The organism is Streptomyces smaragdinus (genome assembly GCF_009604385.1).
GTDB classification, from domain to species: Bacteria; Actinomycetota; Actinomycetes; order Streptomycetales; family Streptomycetaceae; genus Streptomyces; species Streptomyces smaragdinus.
Genome location: NZ_WEGJ01000011.1, coordinates 114,041 through 130,968, shown reverse-complemented (window position 1 = coordinate 130,968; position 16,928 = coordinate 114,041). Strand labels below are relative to the sequence as shown.

16 protein-coding genes and 1 pseudogene are annotated in these 16,928 nt (G+C 74.4%); 13 read left to right on the top strand and 4 right to left on the bottom strand.

The window, feature by feature from the left end:
* The first annotated feature begins 151 nt into the window (after positions 1-151).
* The 7 genes from SRB5_RS16985 to SRB5_RS16955 all read left to right on the top strand — a co-directional run bounded on the left by SRB5_RS16985 (position 152) and on the right by SRB5_RS16955 (position 8,038).
* Positions 152-2,926 (top strand): hypothetical protein, encoded by a 2,775-nt coding sequence (locus SRB5_RS16985; protein WP_153452836.1) that lies wholly within the window; start codon positions 152-154, stop codon positions 2,924-2,926.
* A 55-nt stretch (positions 2,927-2,981) separates the two neighbouring features.
* The gene (locus SRB5_RS16980; protein WP_153452834.1) at positions 2,982-3,908 is read left to right on the top strand and encodes an LLM class F420-dependent oxidoreductase; all 927 of its coding nucleotides are present in this window, start codon (positions 2,982-2,984) and stop codon (positions 3,906-3,908) included.
* 43 nt (positions 3,909-3,951) lie between these two features.
* Positions 3,952-4,641 carry a nucleotidyltransferase domain-containing protein gene (locus tag SRB5_RS16975; protein ID WP_153452832.1) on the top strand — a complete coding sequence of 230 codons (690 nt, stop codon included), beginning with the start codon at positions 3,952-3,954 and terminating at the stop codon, positions 4,639-4,641.
* Positions 4,634-5,425 (top strand): nucleotidyltransferase domain-containing protein, encoded by a 792-nt coding sequence (locus SRB5_RS16970; protein ID WP_153452830.1) that lies wholly within the window; start codon positions 4,634-4,636, stop codon positions 5,423-5,425. The genes SRB5_RS16975 and SRB5_RS16970 overlap by 8 nt, the downstream gene beginning before the upstream one ends.
* Positions 5,426-5,492: 67 nt before the next feature.
* Entirely contained in the window at positions 5,493-6,704 is a 1,212-nt protein-coding gene (locus SRB5_RS16965; RefSeq protein ID WP_323378024.1) for an MFS transporter, read from the top strand.
* 37 nt (positions 6,705-6,741) lie between these two features.
* Positions 6,742-7,176: an ASCH domain-containing protein gene (locus SRB5_RS16960; RefSeq protein ID WP_153452828.1), complete on the top strand. Its 435-nt coding sequence runs from the start codon at positions 6,742-6,744 to the stop codon at positions 7,174-7,176.
* On the top strand, positions 7,169-8,038 hold the full coding sequence (locus tag SRB5_RS16955) for an aminoglycoside phosphotransferase family protein (protein WP_153452826.1): 870 nt from the start codon (positions 7,169-7,171) through the stop codon (positions 8,036-8,038). The genes SRB5_RS16960 and SRB5_RS16955 overlap by 8 nt, the downstream gene beginning before the upstream one ends.
* Before the next feature lie 5 nt (positions 8,039-8,043).
* Here SRB5_RS16955 and SRB5_RS16950 read toward each other — a convergent pair whose 3' ends face one another.
* From SRB5_RS16950 to SRB5_RS16940, 3 genes are all read right to left on the bottom strand, one after another.
* The gene (locus SRB5_RS16950; RefSeq protein ID WP_153452825.1) at positions 8,044-8,763 is read right to left on the bottom strand and encodes a hypothetical protein; all 720 of its coding nucleotides are present in this window, start codon (positions 8,761-8,763) and stop codon (positions 8,044-8,046) included.
* A gap of 10 nt (positions 8,764-8,773) precedes the next feature.
* Positions 8,774-10,426: an FAD-binding dehydrogenase gene (locus SRB5_RS16945; protein ID WP_153452823.1), complete on the bottom strand. Its 1,653-nt coding sequence runs from the start codon at positions 10,424-10,426 to the stop codon at positions 8,774-8,776.
* An 84-nt stretch (positions 10,427-10,510) separates the two neighbouring features.
* Positions 10,511-11,689 carry a thiolase family protein gene (locus SRB5_RS16940; RefSeq protein WP_153452821.1) on the bottom strand — a complete coding sequence of 393 codons (1,179 nt, stop codon included), beginning with the start codon at positions 11,687-11,689 and terminating at the stop codon, positions 10,511-10,513.
* A gap of 35 nt (positions 11,690-11,724) precedes the next feature.
* Between SRB5_RS16940 and SRB5_RS16935 the strand changes: the two genes are divergently transcribed.
* From SRB5_RS16935 to SRB5_RS36535, 5 genes and pseudogenes are all read left to right on the top strand, one after another.
* Complete coding sequence (locus tag SRB5_RS16935) at positions 11,725-12,261, top strand: NUDIX hydrolase (RefSeq protein WP_153452819.1); 537 nt, start codon at positions 11,725-11,727, stop codon at positions 12,259-12,261.
* A gap of 69 nt (positions 12,262-12,330) precedes the next feature.
* Complete coding sequence (locus tag SRB5_RS16930) at positions 12,331-12,678, top strand: YidH family protein (protein WP_153452913.1); 348 nt, start codon at positions 12,331-12,333, stop codon at positions 12,676-12,678.
* Positions 12,675-12,977, top strand: a complete 303-nt coding sequence (locus SRB5_RS16925) for a DUF202 domain-containing protein (RefSeq protein WP_323378023.1) — start codon at positions 12,675-12,677, stop codon at positions 12,975-12,977. Before SRB5_RS16930 ends, SRB5_RS16925 begins: the two co-directional genes overlap by 4 nt.
* 93 nt (positions 12,978-13,070) lie before the next feature.
* Positions 13,071-13,499 (top strand): annotated as a pseudogene (locus SRB5_RS36540) (gluconokinase); the annotation flags it as partial.
* Positions 13,500-13,586: 87 nt separating this feature from the next.
* On the top strand, positions 13,587-14,474 hold the full coding sequence (locus tag SRB5_RS36535) for an MBL fold metallo-hydrolase (RefSeq protein ID WP_228390118.1): 888 nt from the start codon (positions 13,587-13,589) through the stop codon (positions 14,472-14,474).
* Positions 14,475-14,480: 6 nt separating this feature from the next.
* Here SRB5_RS36535 and SRB5_RS16915 read toward each other — a convergent pair whose 3' ends face one another.
* On the bottom strand, positions 14,481-15,779 hold the full coding sequence (locus tag SRB5_RS16915) for an enolase C-terminal domain-like protein (RefSeq protein WP_153452817.1): 1,299 nt from the start codon (positions 15,777-15,779) through the stop codon (positions 14,481-14,483).
* Positions 15,780-15,902: 123 nt separating this feature from the next.
* Here SRB5_RS16915 and SRB5_RS16910 point away from each other — a divergent pair, with 123 nt between their 5' ends.
* On the top strand, positions 15,903-16,925 hold the full coding sequence (locus SRB5_RS16910; protein ID WP_153452815.1) for a phosphotransferase family protein: 1,023 nt from the start codon (positions 15,903-15,905) through the stop codon (positions 16,923-16,925).
* Positions 16,926-16,928 lie beyond the last annotated feature (3 nt).

The window sequence follows — 16,928 nt, the reverse complement described above, 5'->3', positions numbered from 1 at the left end:
TGCCTTCTGCTCGTGCTGGGGGTATTGCGCAGGCTGATCGTAGGAACAACGGGCGTCCGTGCCAAGAAATTTGCCCGGTATCGGGCACACTCCCGCCTTGTGCCGAAAATCCGTTGGCTCACCGGGGGCCGGCGGCTCATCATGCTGGGCGATGAGACGTGAACTTGCGGATGGTGTGACGGTGGCCGGCCGGCGGGCCTGGGTCGCCGGGGCGGCCGGCCCGGTGGCGCTGGCCGACGACGAGGGGGAGCCCGGGGCGGCCGTGGCGCTGGGGCCCGCGGACGCGGACGAGGTACGGGCGCGGGGGGCCGTGACCCAGCTGCGGCGGCTGGTCGCCGCCGGCGGTGTGGAGGCGGCGGGGGCCGGCGTCGATCTGGGCGGGGGGTTCCGGTCGGCGCGGCTGGCGGGGGCGCGCGGGGATCACCGGGACGCGGTGCTGGCGGCGCTGCGGGCCGTGGGGCCCGAGGACGCGGAGCGGGTGGGGGAACGGGGGGCGGTGCTGGTCGCGTTGTTCGGGCCCGAGGCCACCAAGCGGGTCGGGGCGGCGGCGACGCGGGCGGTCGGGGAGGGGCGCTGGGCGGCGGTGCGGCTGGCGTCGGCGGCCAGCGATCTGCTGGGGCCGGAGCAGCTGGAGCGGGTCCTCGCGCTGGAGGCGCCGGAGGGCGTCGATCCGGTGGGGGGCGGGGCGGCGTCGGAGCTGGCGGGGCAGCTGCGGCAGGTGCTGGAGCCGGTGCCGGGGGCGCGGCGGCTCGGGCTGGTGGTGGATCTGTGGGGGCGGGCGCTGGGGGTTCATGCGGCTGCCGCCCGGCGGCGAAGGCTGCTGGGGTCGCAGGGGAAGCAGGACCGGACGGAGGCGCTGCGGGAGCGGCGGGAGCATCACGAGGACGAGCGGTTCCTGCAGTCGTTCGAGCTGAACCGCGCCCCGGGGCAGCCCACCACCCCCGGCGCCCTGGCCCGTTGGATACCGCCGGAGCACCTCCGGCGCGACGTGCTCAACCGTCTGCTGGCCGACGCGTACGCGGCCACCGCCCTCCTGCACGCGGCCGTCGCCGTCTGCGACCACGGCGCCGTGGAGGGGCTGGCACGGGTCGAGCCGCTCCTCGCGGCGGCCGGCGAGTGGACCAGCGACGGCTGGCTGTTTCTGGCCACGCAACGGGTGCCGGGCCTCACCGGACTGCCGGCCCGCCCCGGGGTGCGGGTGCGGGAGCTCCTCCATCTGTACGCGTCCGACGGGCCCCGGGACGACGTCTTCGCGGACCGGGTACGGGAGTATCTGGCCCATGCCCGTGACTACGCCCTGGTGATCGCCGACGAGGTCGTGGCGCTGGGAGACGTCGGCTGCTCGGACCCCGATCCCCTGCTGTGCGACTGGGCCCGGCTGCCCATGGCTGCCTGGCGCGAGCGGTCGGGGCTCGCCGTGACGGACCGGCCACCGGCCCCGGAGTGGGTCCAAAGCCGCTTCGGGCTCACGGCGGACCGCCCCGACGGCGACGAGATCGTGGGCGAACTGCGGTGGTACGCCGACCTGATGGACGCCCTGGCCCGGCTGTACGGACACGACGCGGCCGGCCGGCCCTGGCACGGCGACCGGCGGTTCTTCGACCACGACCCGGAACCCGAACCCGACCCCCTCACCCCGCGCCTCGACTCCGTCGCCCTCGCCGTGTCGGGCGCCGCCCAGCTCGTCGCCCTCGGGGCCCGGCCCGCGAAGGCCGCCGACTGGCCTGCGTTCACCGCCGCGCTGCTCGCCGGGGTGGACGTCAGCGCGGCGCTGAGCGGCGAGTTCCCCGTGCCGCCGCCGCTGGCCGCGGTGGACGGGAGCGTCGTCCCGGGCACCGCCGCCCGGTTCCGGGTGGCGCGCAGCGCGCGGACCCTGGCGGTGTGGGCGGCGTACATGGGCAACTGCATCGCGGGCTCCCTCTACACGGAGGGGGCCGCCGCCGGGCGGTCCGTGCTGGGCGCCCTGTGCGACGAGCGGGGCACCGTACTGGCCAACGTCGAGCTGCTGCACCAGCGTCCCGCCCACCGTGGCTGGCGGATCAGCGAGATCGCCGGGCGCTTCAACGCCACACCCGACCCCGAGCTGGAGCGTCGCTTCCGGGCCTGGGTCACCACGCTGCCCGGCGTACGCCCCCCGGAGCCCGAACCCCGTGACGAGCGGGACGCCGCCGGGCGCCCGGCACGGCGCAAGGTGCCCCCGGTCCACGAGGCCGCCGGCCCCGCGCTCGCCGCCCTCCTCACCCCGCACCCGTACGCCGGGGTGTTCACCGCCCTGGCCGGGACCGCGCCGGACGCCGCCCTCACCCACCTCCGCCGCCTGGACCAGGACTCCCTCGTACGAGCCCGCCGCCGCGTCATGGCGGACACCGACGGCCTCCGCACCCTCTGGGCCGCCACCGCCGCCCGCCCCCTCACCGACGCCGTCGCCCGCCTCGACCCCGCCCTGCGCGAGCGGTACTCGGCGCTCGCCCTGCTCACCGAGGACACCCCCCTCCCCCGCTCCCTGCGCCACCTCGTCCGGCTCCCGGCGCTCGCCCCCGCGTACTCCGCGGAGCTCGTCTCCCGCCGGATCCGCACCGCCCTCGGCCGGCTGGTGTCCGACGACGACCCGGCGCTCGCCCGCGCCCTCTCCCGCCGTCCCACCGTCCCCCTGCTGTGCGCCCTGACGGTGACCGCGCTGCTGCGCCCGCCGGCGACGGCGCTGGTCCAGGTGGCGCCCCCGCGCAAGATCACCGTCCCCGGCTACCCGGCGTCGAGCCTCGCCGACGAGGACGGCCCCTGGCGGCGCGCCCTGCCGGTGGTGGCGGAACTCGGCGTGGACACCGGGCCCTTCTGGGACCGCGTCGCGGCGGACGGACTGCGTGTCCCCCGCTCCTGGCTGACCGCCGGCGGCTGGCCGGTGCTGTGGGGGCGCGCCCACGGGTGACGGCCCGGCGGGGCACGGTGTCCTCCGGTCCCGGTCAGGGCGCAGAATGACCCGCATGGATCTGCGTATCTTCACCGAACCCCAGCAGGGCGCCACCTACGACACCCTCCTCACCGTCGCGAAGGCCACCGAGGACCTCGGCTGCTTCAGCGCGTTCTTCCGCTCCGACCACTATCTGCACATGGGCGACGTCACCGGCGAGCCCGGCCCCACCGACGCCTGGATCACCCTGGCCGGCCTCGCGCGCGAGACGAAGCGGATCCGGCTCGGCACGCTGATGACGGCGGCCACGTTCCGGCTGCCCGGGGTGCTCGCGATCCAGGTCGCGCAGGTCGACCGGATGTCCGGGGGCCGGGTGGAGTTCGGGCTGGGCGCCGGCTGGTACGACGCCGAGCACACCGCGTACGGCATTCCCTTCCCCAAGGCCCGGTTCGGGCTGCTGGAGGAGCAGCTCGCGGTGATCACGGGGCTGTGGGAGACGCCGGAGGGCGAGACGTTCGACTTCAAGGGGACGCACTATCGGCTGACGGACTCCCCGGCCCGCCCGAAGCCCGCGCAGGCGCACATTCCCGTGCTGGTCGGCGGGCACGGCGCGAAGCGCACGCCGGCGCTGGCGGCGCGGTACGCGGACGAGTTCAACATGCCGTTCTCCTCGATGGACGACACGAAGAAGCAGTTCGCCCGGGTCCGCGAGGCCGTGGCCGAGGCCGGGCGCGATCCCGGTGACCTCGTCTACTCCAACGCGCTCGTCGCCTGTATCGGCAAGGACGACGCGGAGGTGGCGCGGCGCGCGGCGGCCATCGGGCGGGAGGTCGACGAGCTGAAGGCCAACGGCATCGCGGGAACCCCGGCGGAGGTCGTGGAGCGGATCGGGCAGTGGCGCGAGGCCGGCACGGAGCGGATCTATCTGCAGATCCTGGACCTCGGCGACCTCGACCATCTGGAGCTGGTCGCGTCGGCGGTGGCGCCGCAGCTCGGCTGAAACCGGTGGCCGGATGTCGTACCCACCCGGGAGCATGCCCCTCATGTCGTACGAACATCTGCTGGTCGAGAAGCACACGATCCTGTCCGTCGTGGCGGGCTCGCGCTCCTTCGGCCTGGCGACCGAGGCCTCGGACACCGACCGCCGGGGCGTCTTCGTGGCGCCCACGGCGGACTTCTGGCGGCTGACGAAGCCGCCGACGCATGTGGAGGGGCCGCTGCCGGAGCAGTTCAGCTGGGAGGTGGAGCGGTTCTGCGAGCTGGCGCTGGCGGGCAACCCGAACCTCCTGGAGGTGCTGCACTCCCCGGTCGTGGAGCGGTGCACCGGGTGGGGCGAGGAGCTGCGGGCGCTGGCGCCGGCGTTCCTGTCCCGCCGGGTGCACCGCACCTTCGGCCGGTACGCCGACCGGCAGCTGGCGAAGGCCGACAACCGGCGGGCGCGGGACGGGGTGCCGAGGTGGAAGCACGTGCTGCATATGCTGCGGCTGCTGATCAGCGCCGAGGGGCTGCTGCGCACCGGCCGCATGGTGATCGATGTCGGCCCGTACCGGGAGCGGCTGCTGGCGGTGGGGCGGGGCGAGACGCCGTGGGAGGAGATCCTGGCGTGGCGCGCCGAGCTGGTGGCCGGGCTCGACGCGGCGCTCGAGGGCAGTCCGCTGCCGGCGGAGCCGGACACGGGGCGGGTGGAGGCGTGGCTGGTCTCCGTACGGGAGAGAGGGCTGGGGCATGCGTGACACGCTGCGGGACGCCGGGTTGCCGCCCGGGCTGGACGAGGTCGTCGAGGAGTACGAGCATCAGGTCGTCTTCGCGACGGTCTCCGGCGCGCATCTGTACGGCTTCCCGTCCGCCGACTCCGACGTGGATCTGCGCGGGTGCCATCTGCTGCCGCTGCGGGAGGTCGTCGGGCTGCGGGCGCCGCGCGAGACGGTGAGCCGGATGTGGGACCAAGGCGGGGTGGAGATGGACCTCGTCACCCATGATCTGGCGAAGTTCGCGCGGCTGCTGCTCAAGCGCAACGGCTATGTGCTGGAGCAGCTGCTGTCGCCCCTGGTGGTCCGGTCGTCGCCGGCGCACGAGACGATGGCCGCGCTGGCCCCCCGGCTCGTCACCCGGCATCACGCGCACCACTACCGGGGGTTCGCGAACACCCAGTGGGGGCTGTTCACCCGCTCCGGGGAGCTGAAGCCGCTGCTGTACACGCTGCGGGTGCTGCTGACGGGGATCCATCTGATGCGGTCGGGCGAGGTCGTCGCCCATCTGCCGACGCTGGCGGAGCTCGTACCGGAGGCGCCGTCGTACGTGGCCGAGCTGATCGCGGCGAAGGCGTCGGCGGAACACGGGGCGTTGGGGGTACGGGACGGGCTGCCGTCGGGCGAGCGGCCGGCGGCCGACGTGGCGGCGCTGCACGCCGTGCTGGAGGCGGCGCGGGACTCCAGCGCGCTGCCGGACACGGCGGACGGGCGGGACGAACTGGACGCGGTGGTGGTGGAGACGCGGCTGGCTTTGTTCCGCGTGTGAGCAATACCCCCGTGACAGATCACCGGTCGTGGGTCAGGGTGGTGGTCCAGACCTGGGAGGAAAACACGTGAGTACGGACGACGTCGCCATACGGCGGTCCCGAGTGGCGGTCGCGGCGGTGTTCGCGCTGCACGGCGCGGTGACGGGCAGCTTCGCGACCCGGGTGCCGTGGGTGCAGGAGCACACGGGCATCAGCGCCGGACAGCTCGGGCTCGCGCTGTGCTTCCCCGCGCTCGGCGCCGCGGCGGCCATGCCGCTCGCCGGGCGGATCACGCACCGCTTCGGCGCCCGGCCGGCGCTGCGGGCGCTGATGGTGCTGTGGTGTCTGGCGCTGCTGCTGCCGGCGTTCGCCCCGAGCGGGCTCGCGCTGGGACCGGCGCTGTTCGTGTTCGGTGCGACGGCCGGTACCGCCGACGTGGCGATGAACGCCCTCGGGGTGGAGATCGAGTCCCGGCTGGGCCGGCCCATCATGTCGGGGCTGCACGGTATGTGGAGCGTCGGCACCCTCACCGGCTCCGCGGCCGGTACGGTCGCCGCCCACACGGACCTCGACGCCCGGGCGCACTTCGCCGTCGCGGCCGTCGTCCTCGCGGCGGGTGCGCTGGTCGCCTGCCACCGGGTGCTGGACCTGCGCTCCACACCGGACGAGGAGCCGCCGCCGCACTTCGCGTTCCCGCCGAAGGCGGCGCTGGTCATCGGCGCGGTGGGCTTCTGCGCGGTGTTCGCGGAGGGCGCGAGCCTGGACTGGTCGGCGGTGTATCTGCGCGACGTGATGGAGTCCTCCCCGGGTCTGGCGGCGGCGTGCACCACGGGCTTCGCGCTGACGATGGCGGTGGCCCGGCTGCTGGGTGACCGGGTGGTGGAACGCTTCGGGCCCGTACGGTCGGTGCGGGTGAGCGGGGTGGTCGGGGTGCTCGGCGGGGTGCTGGTCGTCACCGCGGGGAACGCGGCGCAGGCGATGGCCGGGTTCGGGCTGCTGGGTATCGGGATGGCGCTGGTCGTGCCGCTGGCGTTCGGCGCCGCCGCGCGGCGGGGGCCGGCGCCGGCGCAGGCGATCGCGGGGGTGGCGACCATCACGTACAGCTCGAGTCTGATCGCCCCGGCGGCGATCGGCGCGATCGCGGACGCCTCGTCGCTGACGGTGTCGTTCACGGTGGTCACCGTGCTGGCGACGGGCCTGGTGGTGGGCGCGGGCGTGCTGCGGACGGACTCCGGCTCCGGCGGGAAGGCGGTGGCGTCGGGGACGCCGGCGGCGACGGAGAACCTGTCGGGCAAATGACGTGCGGCCGGGTCCCGGCCCGGCCTACGGTGGGGCGATGATCGATGATCCCGCGCTGCCCGAGGCCGAGTTCGCCTTCCCGGGACCCCTGCGCGACCGGCTGGTCGCCGCCGTGCTGTCCGGTGCCAAGACGTCGACGACGGGACTGCGGGCGGAGTACGACCTGCCGTCCTGCGACGAGGAGCTGCCTGTGGTCGGGCAGCGCTCGGCCGTCGTCGACTCGGCCGGGCGGCGGGTCGCGGTGCTGGAGATCACGGCGGTGGAGGTGCTGCGCCTCGCGGACGTCGGCTGGGAGCACGCGCGCGACGAGGGCGAGGGCTACACCACGGTGGCCGGCTGGCGCGCGGCGCACGTGGCGTTCTGGGAGGGGCCGGAGGTCCGGGAGGCGATGGGTGACCCGGACTTCACGGTGGACGACGACACGCCGGTGGTCGCGGAGCGGTTCCGGATGGTGGAGCGGCGGGATGGCTGACGCCGCGCTGGTACGGAGGCTGCTGGCGGCGCGGTTCCCCGCGTGGGCGGGGCTGTCGCTGCGGGAGGCGCCGGACGCGGGGTCGGACCACGTGATCTTCCGGCTCGGGGACGACATGGCGGTCCGGCTGCCCCGGGACTGGGCGGCGCACCAGGCGTCGAAGGACGAGCGCTGGCTGCCGCTGCTGGCTCCTCATCTCCCCCTGCCGGTGCCCGTCCCGCTGGCGGTGGGTGAGCCGGGGTTCGGGTTCCCGCACCGCTGGTCGGTGGTGCGGTGGCTGCCCGGGACGGTGGCGACGGCTTCGGGCCTGGCCTCGCGCCCGGAGGCGGCGACGGAACTCGCGGGATTCCTGCGGGCGCTGCGCGAGGTGCCGCCGCCCGCGGCGCTGGGCGCCGGGTCGACGTCGGACCTGTCGGCGTGGGCCCTGGCCGACCGGGACGCCCGTACGCGGGAGGCGATCGCGGCGGTCGAGGGGGTCTTCGACACGGCGGCGCTGACCCGGGTCTGGGAGGACGCCCTGGCCGCGGACCCCTGGAGCGGCCCGCCGGTGTGGTTCCACGGCGACTTCCACGTGGGCAATCTGCTGACCCTGAACGGCCGCCTCTCCGCGGTGATCGACTTCGGCGGCCTGGGCCTCGGCGACCCGGCCTGCGACCTGATGGCGGCCTGGACGGCCCTGACCCCCGCGTCCCGCCGGGAGTTCCGCGCGGCCCTGGAGGTGGACGACGCGACGTGGGCCCGGGGCCTGGGGTGGGCGGCGGCGACGGGGCTGAACGCGTACGTGTCCTACGCGGCCACGCATCCCCGGGTGGCGAAGGCGACGACGTACCAGCTCACGCAGGTCCTGGCGGACGCCTCCTGACGGGTTCAGCGTCCGGCGCGGGCCCGTACCAGAGCGTGGACCTCGGCCACCTGGTCCGCGGTGAGCCGCCGCATCTCCCAGAGCAGCTCGGCGTACGCGCCGGTCATCGGCGCCCGCGCGGGCAGCGGATCGGGCACCGGAAAGCCGGTCAGGGCGGCCAGGCAGCCGGGGTCGAGGTCCACGACGGCGGCGAAGTCCGCCACCCAGCCGGGGCGCAGCTCCGCCCGGCCGGCGCCGATCATGGCGTACGTGGAGACGGACAGATAGGTCGGGGTCAGGGAGGCGAGCGTGCGGGCCATGCCGATCTGGTCCAGGTTCCGGTTGCGCAGCAGACGGACCAGCACCCCGCCGAGGGTGGGCCGGATCGGGCGGTCCGCCGGAGGGAACCCGTCCCGAGGGGTTCGCGGATGCTGCGGCAGGGACCGGGCGAAGGCAAGCGCGTCCGCCACGGACGCCTCTGTCGCGTCCCGGACCAGCTCGCGCATCGTCCGGGCCGCCCCGGCATCCAGCGGCGTCAGCTCCTCCGGGACCTCCGTCCACAACACCGCGTGCAGATCCGCCGTGTGCAGTCCCACCACCGGCGCCAGCCGGGCGACCAGCGCCGGATCGGGCTCCACGCCGTCCAGCACCGCCCGTACGTCCGCCGTGTCCGCGTCGAGTCCCCGGTACGAGAGCAGTCGCGTCAGCATCACGGCCCTGCCCGGGTACGGGCCGAACTCGTCCACCGTAAAACCCCTACAGCGCCTTCGCCGCCGCCCGCCCCGCCGTCCGCCCCGAGAAGAGGCACCCGCCGAGGAACGTGCCCTCCAGGGAGCGGTAGCCGTGGACGCCGCCGCCGCCGAAGCCCGCCGTCTCGCCGGCCGCGTAGACGCCCGGCAGCGGGTCGCCGGTCTCCGTCAGGACGCGCGAGGACAGGTCCGTCTCCAGGCCGCCCAGGGTCTTGCGCGTCATGATGTTGAGGCGGACGGCGATCAGGGGGCCCGCCTTGGGGTCGAGGATGGGGTGGGGGGCGACCGTGCGGATCAGCTTGTCGCCCAGGTAGGCGCGGGCGCCGTGGATCGCCGTGATCTGGAGGTCCTTCGTGAAGGGGTTCGCCGTTTCGCGGTCGCGGGCCTCCACCAGGCGGCGGAGGTCCGCCTCGTCGATCAGGGGCTCCTCCGTCAGCGCGTTCATGCCGCGGACCAGCGCGGACAGGTTGTTCTCGACGACGAAGTCCGCGCCCTTGTCCATGAACGCCTTCACCGGGCCGGGCACCGGCTGGCGGCCGCGCTGGAGGACGTCGCGGACCGACTTGCCCGTCAGGTCCGGGTTCTGCTCCGAGCCGGAGAGGGCGAACTCCTTGCCGATGATGCGCTGGTTCAGCACGAACCACGTGTACTCGTGGCCCGACCTCATGATGTGCTCGAGCGTCCCCAGCGTGTCGTACCCCGGCCACAGCGGCGCCGGGAGCCGCCGGCCGCGGGCGTCGAGCCAGAGGGACGAGGGGCCGGGCAGGATCCGGATGGCGTGCTTGGGCCAGATCGGGTTCCAGTTGTCGATGCCCTCGGTGTAGTGCCACATCCGGTCCCGGTTGATCAGCCGCGCGCCGGCGTCCTCCGCGACGCCCAGCATCAGGCCGTCCACATGCGCGGGGACGCCGGAGAGCATCTTCTCGGGGGCCTTGCCCAGCCGCTTCGGCCAGTTCCGGCGTACGAGGTCGTGGTTGCCGCCGATCCCCCCGGAGGTGATGATCACCGCCTGGGCGCGCAGCTCGAACTCCCCGGCGACCTCCCGGCTGCTGGGCGTACCGCGCTCGGCCTCGCTGGGGACCAGGATCTCCCCCGTCACGGTGTCCACGGACCCGGCACTGCGGCCCAGTCCGGTCACCCGGTGCCGGAAGCGCAGGTCGACCAGGCCGTTCGCGGCGGCCTGGCGCACCCGGCGCTCGAACGGGGCGACCAGGCCGGGGCCGGTGCCCCAGGTGATGTGGAAGCGCGGCACCGAGTTGCCGTGGCCCTGCGCGTCGTACCCGCCGCGCTCCGCCCAGCCGACGACGGGGAAGAACCGCACGCCCATGTCGTGCAGCCACGCCCGCTTCTCACCGGCGGCGAAGTCGACGTACGCCTCGGCCCACTTGCGCGGCCAGTGGTCCTCCTCGCGGTCGAACGCGGCGGTGCCCATCCAGTCCTGCAGCGCCAGCGCGTGGCTGTCCTTCACCCGCATCCGCCGCTGCTCGGGGGAGTCGACGAAGAACAGTCCGCCGAACGACCAGTGCGCCTGGCCGCCGAGGTTCTGCTCCGGTTCCTGGTCCAGGAGGATCACCTTGCGGCCGGCGTCGGCCAGCTCGGCGGCGGCGGCGAGGCCGGCGAGGCCCGCTCCGATCACGATGACGTCGGCGTCGTACGCCATGGGCTCCGCCCCCTCTTTGGTTACCGGTGGGTTAGATCTTGATGACCGGAGTGTCCGCCGTCAACCGCTGGGGAGGCGTAGGAATTAATCCCGTTCCAGAACCAGTGCCAGCCCCTGCCCCACCCCGATGCACAGCGACGCCAGCCCCGTCCCGGAGCCGGCCGCCGCCAGCTGATGGGCCACCGCGCCCGCCAGCCGCGCCCCCGACGCGCCCAGCGGATGCCCGAGCGCCAGCGCGCCCCCGCGCGGGTTGAGGACCGCGGGGTCCAGGTCCTTCCACTGCCGTACACACGCCAGCGCCTGCGCGGCGAACGCCTCGTTCAGCTCGACGACCCCGAGGTCACCGAACCCCCGCCCGGCCCGCTCCAGCGCCCGCTCGGCGGCCTGCACCGGCCCCAGACCGTAGAACTGCGGCTCGATCCCGGTGACCGCGCTCGCCCCGATCCGCGCCAGGGGTTCGCGGCCGAGCTCCGCCAGCCCCGCCTCGTCGCACAGCAGCAGCGCCGCCGCGCCGTCGTTCAGCGGCGAGGAGTTGCCGGCGGTGACCGTACCGCCGTCGGCGCGGAAGACCGGCTTCAGCCTGCCCAGCGCCTCCAGCGTGCTGCCGGGACGGACGCACTCGTCGCGCGTGAGGCCCGCGACCGGGACGACCTCCCCGTCGTACAGCCCCGCGTCCCAGGCCGCCGCGGCCTTCTGATGGCTGGCCAGGGCGAAGGCGTCCTGGTCGGCGCGCGAGATCCCGTACCGGTCGGCGAGCAGCTCCGCCCCCTCGCCGAGGGCGACCGTCCACTCGTCGGGCATCGCGGGGTTCACCATCCGCCAGCCGAGCGTGGTGGAGTGCATGGTCTGCGGCCCGGCGGGGAAGGCGCGTTCGGGCTTGGGCAGCACCCACGGCGCCCGCGTCATCGACTCGACGCCGCCGGCGATCGCGATGGACGCGTCGCCCGCGGCGATCGCCCGCGCGGCCTGGATGACGGCCTCGAGCCCGGAGCCGCACAGCCGGTTGACGGTCACGCCGGGGACGGTCACCGGGAGGCCCGCCAGGAGTACGGCCATCCGGGCGACGTCGCGGTTCTCCTCGCCCGCGCCGTTGGCGTTGCCGAAGTACACGTCGTCGATCCGCGCCGGGTCGAGCTCCGGGCTGCGGCCGGCGAGCTCCCGCACGACGTGCGCGGCGAGATCGTCGGGGCGGGTGCCGGCGAGGGCTCCGGCGTACTTCCCGATCGGGGTGCGGACAGCGTCGACGATGTACACAGCGGCCATGGCGGTGACTCTAGGCGACGATGTTGGATGGGGCTATGACGGAAGAGACAGCTCACAGCATCCTCTCGGCCGACGAAATCCTTGACATCGTCGACGAGAACGACTCGGTGACCGGACAGGCGCGACGCGCCGAGGTCTACGCGAAGAACCTGCGCCACCGGTGCGTGTTCGTCATGGCGCGCGACCCGCGCGGGCGGATCTTCGTCCACCGGCGCACCGCCGACAAGCTCTTGTTCCCCTCGCTGTACGACATGTTCGTCGGCGGCGTCGTCGGCGCGGGCGAGTCGTACGAGACGGCGGCGCTGCGCGAGGCGGAGGAGGAGCTGGGGGTGAGCGGACTGCCCGCGCCGCGGGAGCTGTTCGCGCTCCTGTACGAGACGGAGGACATCAAGGAGTGGGCCCGGGTGTACGAGGTCACGCTGCCCTCCGACCAGGTCGCCCCGCAGCCGGAGGAGGTCGCCTGGTGGACGTTCCTCGACGACGCGGAGCTGGGGCGGCGGCTGGCGGTGTGGCCGTGGGTGCCGGACGGGCTGGCGGCGTACACGCACCTCACGGAGTACCGCGAGGTGTAGCGGGCGGCACGTAAGGTCGGGGGCGTGGCCCGTCCCTCCTCGCTCCGTCTGTGGTTCTCCCCCGCCCGTATGCGGGCCGAGGGCACCACTCCCGACTACCGTTTCTCCCTCGCGAACGAGCGGACGTTCCTGGCCTGGATCCGCACCGCGCTGGCCCTGGTCGGCGGCGGACTGGCGGCGGACCAGTTCCTGACGGAGATGAGCAGCCCGGCCCGGACGACGATCGCGGCGGTGCTGGTGGCGGGCGGCGCGCTGTGCGCGGTGCGGGCGGTGAACCACTGGGTGCGGTGCGAGCGCGCGATGCGCCGGGGCGAGGATCTGCCGCCGTCGCGCTTCCCGGCGACGCTGGCCGTGGCCACGGTGCTGGCGGCGCTGGTGGTGCTGGGCGTGGTGGTGTTCGGCGGCCCGGTCCGGTGACGCGCGATCCCGCCGCCCAGCCCGAGCGCACCCGGATGGCGTGGCGCCGCACCACGCTGGCGTTCGCGGCCGTGGCGGTCCTCGGGGTGCGCTCCGCGCTGCACGGCCGGACGTCGGAGACGGCGTACGCGGCGGGGGCGCTGGTCGCGCTGAGCTGGGTGGCGTTCCTGGTGGTGGCGCAGCTGCGGATCCGGGCGCTGGCGCCGAGCCGGCCGCGGGAGGTGGCCCCGGCGGGGATGTGGGGGGCGGCCGGGTGTGTGGTGGGCGCGGCGGCGTGCGCCGTGGTCGTGCTGCGGTGAGCGGCGCGCCGGTGAATTCGCGTACCTCTCGAGCCGCTTCGCCGGCCGCCCCGGTAAGTTCGGGTCGTTGTGCCGTGTGTACGGGGAGGGGACATGCCGATGGCCGCGAACGGGCCGCTTGTCGTGGTGACGGGTGTCAGCGGGTCGGGGAAGAGGACCGTCGGGCAGGCGCTGGCCGAACGGCTCAACCTGCCCTTCACCGACGGCGACGGCTTCCATCCGCGTGACAACGTGGAGAAGCTGGCCGGCGGCACCCCGCTCACCGACGCGGACCGGGAGCCGTGGCTGGACGCGATCGCGCGCTGGCTGGCCGCGCGGACGGGCAGCGGGGGCATCGTGACCTGCTCGGCGCTGCGCCGCGGCTGGCGCGACCGGCTCGCGGCGGCGGTGCACGGGGTGGTGTTCCTGCAGCTGGACGCCTCGCCGGAGCTGGTCGCCGAGCGGCTGGCGGGGCGCAAGGACCACGTGATGCCCCGTGATCTGGTGCGCTCGCAGTTCGCGGAGCTGGAGCCGCTGCACCCGGACGAGAACGGCGCGGTGCTGCCCGCCGCCGGTCCGCCGCCGGGGATCGTGGACCTGGCGGTGGACGCGCTGCGCGCCCCGTACGTGATGGAGCTGACCTCGGGGGTGCACGCCTACGTCCAGCCGGACGGGGGCTGGTGCCTGAACAACGCGGGGTTCGTCAGCGACGGCCTCGCCACCCTGCTGATCGACACCGCCGCCACCGAGGCCCGCGCCCGTCAGCTGCGCGCGGCGGTGCTGGCCAGCGGGGCGCCGCTGCCGACGACCGTGGTCAACACCCACTACCACGGCGATCACACGTACGGGAACGGCGTGTTCGCGTCCGGCGCCTCGATCGTCGGCCACACCGAGTGCCGGGCGGAGATGCTGGCGACGGGCCGGCATCTGGACCTGCTGTGGCCGGACGTGGAGTACGGGGACGTCGAGATCACGCCGCCGAACATCACGTACCGCGAGCGGCTCACCGCGCATGTCGGCGGCAGCGAGGTCCAGCTGATCCACCCGGGTCCGGCGCACACCACCGGCGACACGATCGTCTGGCTGCCGCAGCAGCGCATCGTGTTCACCGGCGACCTGATCTTCCACGGCGGCACGCCGTTCGTGCCGATGGGCTCGCTGACGGGGTCGCTGCGGGCGCTGGAGACGCTGCGCTCGCTGGGCGCCCGCACGGTGGTCCCGGGCCACGGGCCGGTCACCGACCCGTCGGTGTACGACACGGTGGAGCGCTATCTGCGGTACGTCGCGGCGCTGGCGGAGACCTCGCGCGCCGCGGGACTGACGCCGCTGGAGGCGGCGCGGGGGGCGGATCCCGGCGAGTTCGCCGGGCTGCGGGAGAGCGTCCGGCTGGTCGCCAATCTGCACCGCGCGTACGCCGAGCTCGAGGGGCGGCCGCTCGGCGCGCCCCTCGACCCGTTCGCGGCGTTCGGCGACATGGCAGTGCTCAACGGCGGCGTGATGGTGCCCTGTCACGCCTGACGGGGCTCACCAGCGGGGCATGACCGGCAGCTCCCAGCCGGGGTCCGCCACCCGCATGGCGGCCACGTCGTCGCGGTCGCGCATCCGCCCGTCGTCGTCCAGCCACCGCTTGTGCAGCGTGGACAGCGCCTCGCGGTCCAGCTCGACGCCGAGTCCGGGGGCGTCGGAGACGGGCAGCGCGCCGGCCTCGAAGACGGGCGGAGCGACGACCACGTCGTCGGTCTGCCAGGGGTAGTGGGTGTCGCAGGCGTAGTCGAGGTTGGGCACCACGGACGCGACGTGGGTCATCGCGGCGAGGCTGATGCCGAGGTGGGTGTTGGAGTGCATGGACAGCCCGATGCCGAACGTCCGGCACAGGGCGGCGAGTTCGACGGTCCGGCGCAGCCCGCCCCAGTAGTGGTGGTCGGTGAGCAGCACCTGGATCGCGCCGCGTGCGACGGCCTCGGGGATCTCGGCGGCCGTCGTCACGCACATGTTGGTCGCCAGGGGCACCCCGCCGGCCTGCGCGGCGACGGCGGCCATCCGCCCGGTGCCGGTGGTGGGGTCCTCCAGGTACTCGAGGACGTCGTGCAGCTCGCGGGCCACCCGTACGGACGTCTCCACCGACCACCCCCCGTTGGGGTCCAGGCGCAGCGGCGTACCGGGGAAGGCGTCGGCGAGGGCGCGCACCGCCGCGATCTCCTCGTCGGGGTGGAAGACGCCGCCCTTCAGCTTGACCGAGCCAAAGCCGTAGCGGTCGCAAAACCGCCGCGCCTGGTCGACGATCCCGGCGGGGTCCAGGGCGGCGCCCCAGTCGTCGCGGGGGGCGGCGGGGTCGGGGTGGTGGTCCCAGCGGTAGAAGAGGTAGGCGCTGTAGTCGACGCGGTCGCGGACCCGGCCGCCCAGCAGGGCGTGCACGGGCAGCCCGGTGGCCCGGCCGAGGGCGTCGAGGCAGGCGACCTCGAACGCGGACAGGACGGAGAGCAGCAGCTTGTCGGCGCTGAGGGCGCCACGCAGCCCGCCGACGTCGGGCCCGAGCCGCTCGGGCGCGGGCGGTCCGCAGACCTCGGCGGCGAGGCGGAAGATCCCGTTCACGTCGGTGATCGAGTGGCCGGGGAGCGCGGCGGCCAGGGTGCGGGCGGGGGCGAGATAGGTGGCGTCGCCGTACGTCTCGCCCAGTCCCGTCGTACCGCCCTCGGTGACGAGCTCGACGATCAGACGGGGGGTGTACGGCTGGTGGACGCCGGTGACGTTGAGCAGCGGGGGGTCCGCGATCAGGATGGGGGTGAGCCGTACCTCGGCGATGCGGAGCTCAGCAGTATCCATACGTGAACTGTATTCACGTGACGGACCCGGACGCCAGATCCTCCGCCCCGCCCACTGGACTGCATACCGACTGGTCGGCATCATGGTCGGTGATCGACCCGGACGACTCCCGAGGGGAACCGCATGAGCGACGAGCACCCGCCAGGGCTGGCACCGCAGGCCCTGCGCCGGCATCTGGACGCCGCGCGCCCCGGACTGGCGCGGGGGCCGCTCTCCGCCACGCTGATCGAGGGCGGCAGGTCCAATCTGACGTACGTGGTGACCGACGGCACGACCCGCTGGGTGGTCCGCCGGCCGCCGCTCGGCCACGTGCTGGCCACCGCGCACGACATGGTGCGCGAGTTCCGGGTGATCAGCGCCCTGCACGAGACCTCGGTCCCGGTGCCGGAGGCGCTGCTGCTGTGCGAGGACCCGGAGGTCCTGGGGGCGCCGTTCTACGTGATGGAGCACGTCACGGGCACCTGTTTCCGTACCGCGGGGCAGCTCGGCGAGATCGGCCCCGAGCGCACCCGGGACGTGGTCGACGGCCTGGTCGACACGCTGGTGGAGCTGCACGCCGTGGACCCGGCGTCGGTGGGGCTGGCGGACTTCGGCCGGCCGGAGGGCTATCTGGAGCGTCAGCTGCGCCGCTGGAGCAAGCAGCTCGCGGCCTCCCGCAGTCGCGACCTGCCGGGGTTCGACGAGCTGCTGGACCGGCTGGCGAAGGGGCTGCCCGCCTCCCCCGCGCCGACGGTCGTACACGGCGACTACAAGCTGGACAACGTGCTGATCGGCGCCGACGACAGGATCGCGGCGGTGCTCGACTGGGAGATGTCCACCCTCGGCGATCCGCTCAGCGACCTCGGGCTGCTGGCCATGTACAGCGCCCGCGAGGCCGGTCCCGGGGCGGCGATCTCCAACACCGGGCAGGCGCCCGGGCATCCGGCGGTCGCCGACATGATCGAGCGCTACGCCGCGCGCTCCGGGCGGGACGTCTCCTCGATCGCCTGGTACTGCGCCTTCGCCTACTTCAAGCTCGCGGTGATCGCCGAGGGCATCCACTACCGCTTCACGCTCGGCCAGACCGTCGGCGCCGGCTTCGCCGGTATCGGCGCGATGGTCCCGCTGCTGATCGAGCGGGGCCTCACGACTCTCCAGGAAGGCTGACCG

Coding starts and splice junctions, on each gene's coding strand:
- SRB5_RS16985 (WP_153452836.1), top strand. CDS start 152: ATGAGACGTGAACTTGCGGATGGTGTGACGGTGGCCGGCCGGCGGGCC.
- SRB5_RS16980 (WP_153452834.1), top strand. CDS start 2,982: ATGGATCTGCGTATCTTCACCGAACCCCAGCAGGGCGCCACCTACGAC.
- SRB5_RS16975 (WP_153452832.1), top strand. CDS start 3,952: ATGTCGTACGAACATCTGCTGGTCGAGAAGCACACGATCCTGTCCGTC.
- SRB5_RS16970 (WP_153452830.1), top strand. CDS start 4,634: ATGCGTGACACGCTGCGGGACGCCGGGTTGCCGCCCGGGCTGGACGAG.
- SRB5_RS16960 (WP_153452828.1), top strand. CDS start 6,742: ATGATCGATGATCCCGCGCTGCCCGAGGCCGAGTTCGCCTTCCCGGGA.
- SRB5_RS16955 (WP_153452826.1), top strand. CDS start 7,169: ATGGCTGACGCCGCGCTGGTACGGAGGCTGCTGGCGGCGCGGTTCCCC.
- SRB5_RS16945 (WP_153452823.1), bottom strand. CDS start 10,426: ATGGCGTACGACGCCGACGTCATCGTGATCGGAGCGGGCCTCGCCGGC.
- SRB5_RS16940 (WP_153452821.1), bottom strand. CDS start 11,689: ATGGCCGCTGTGTACATCGTCGACGCTGTCCGCACCCCGATCGGGAAG.
- SRB5_RS16935 (WP_153452819.1), top strand. CDS start 11,725: ATGACGGAAGAGACAGCTCACAGCATCCTCTCGGCCGACGAAATCCTT.
- SRB5_RS16930 (WP_153452913.1), top strand. CDS start 12,331: ATGCGGGCCGAGGGCACCACTCCCGACTACCGTTTCTCCCTCGCGAAC.
- SRB5_RS36535 (WP_228390118.1), top strand. CDS start 13,587: ATGGAGCTGACCTCGGGGGTGCACGCCTACGTCCAGCCGGACGGGGGC.
- SRB5_RS16915 (WP_153452817.1), bottom strand. CDS start 15,779: ATGGATACTGCTGAGCTCCGCATCGCCGAGGTACGGCTCACCCCCATC.
- SRB5_RS16910 (WP_153452815.1), top strand. CDS start 15,903: ATGAGCGACGAGCACCCGCCAGGGCTGGCACCGCAGGCCCTGCGCCGG.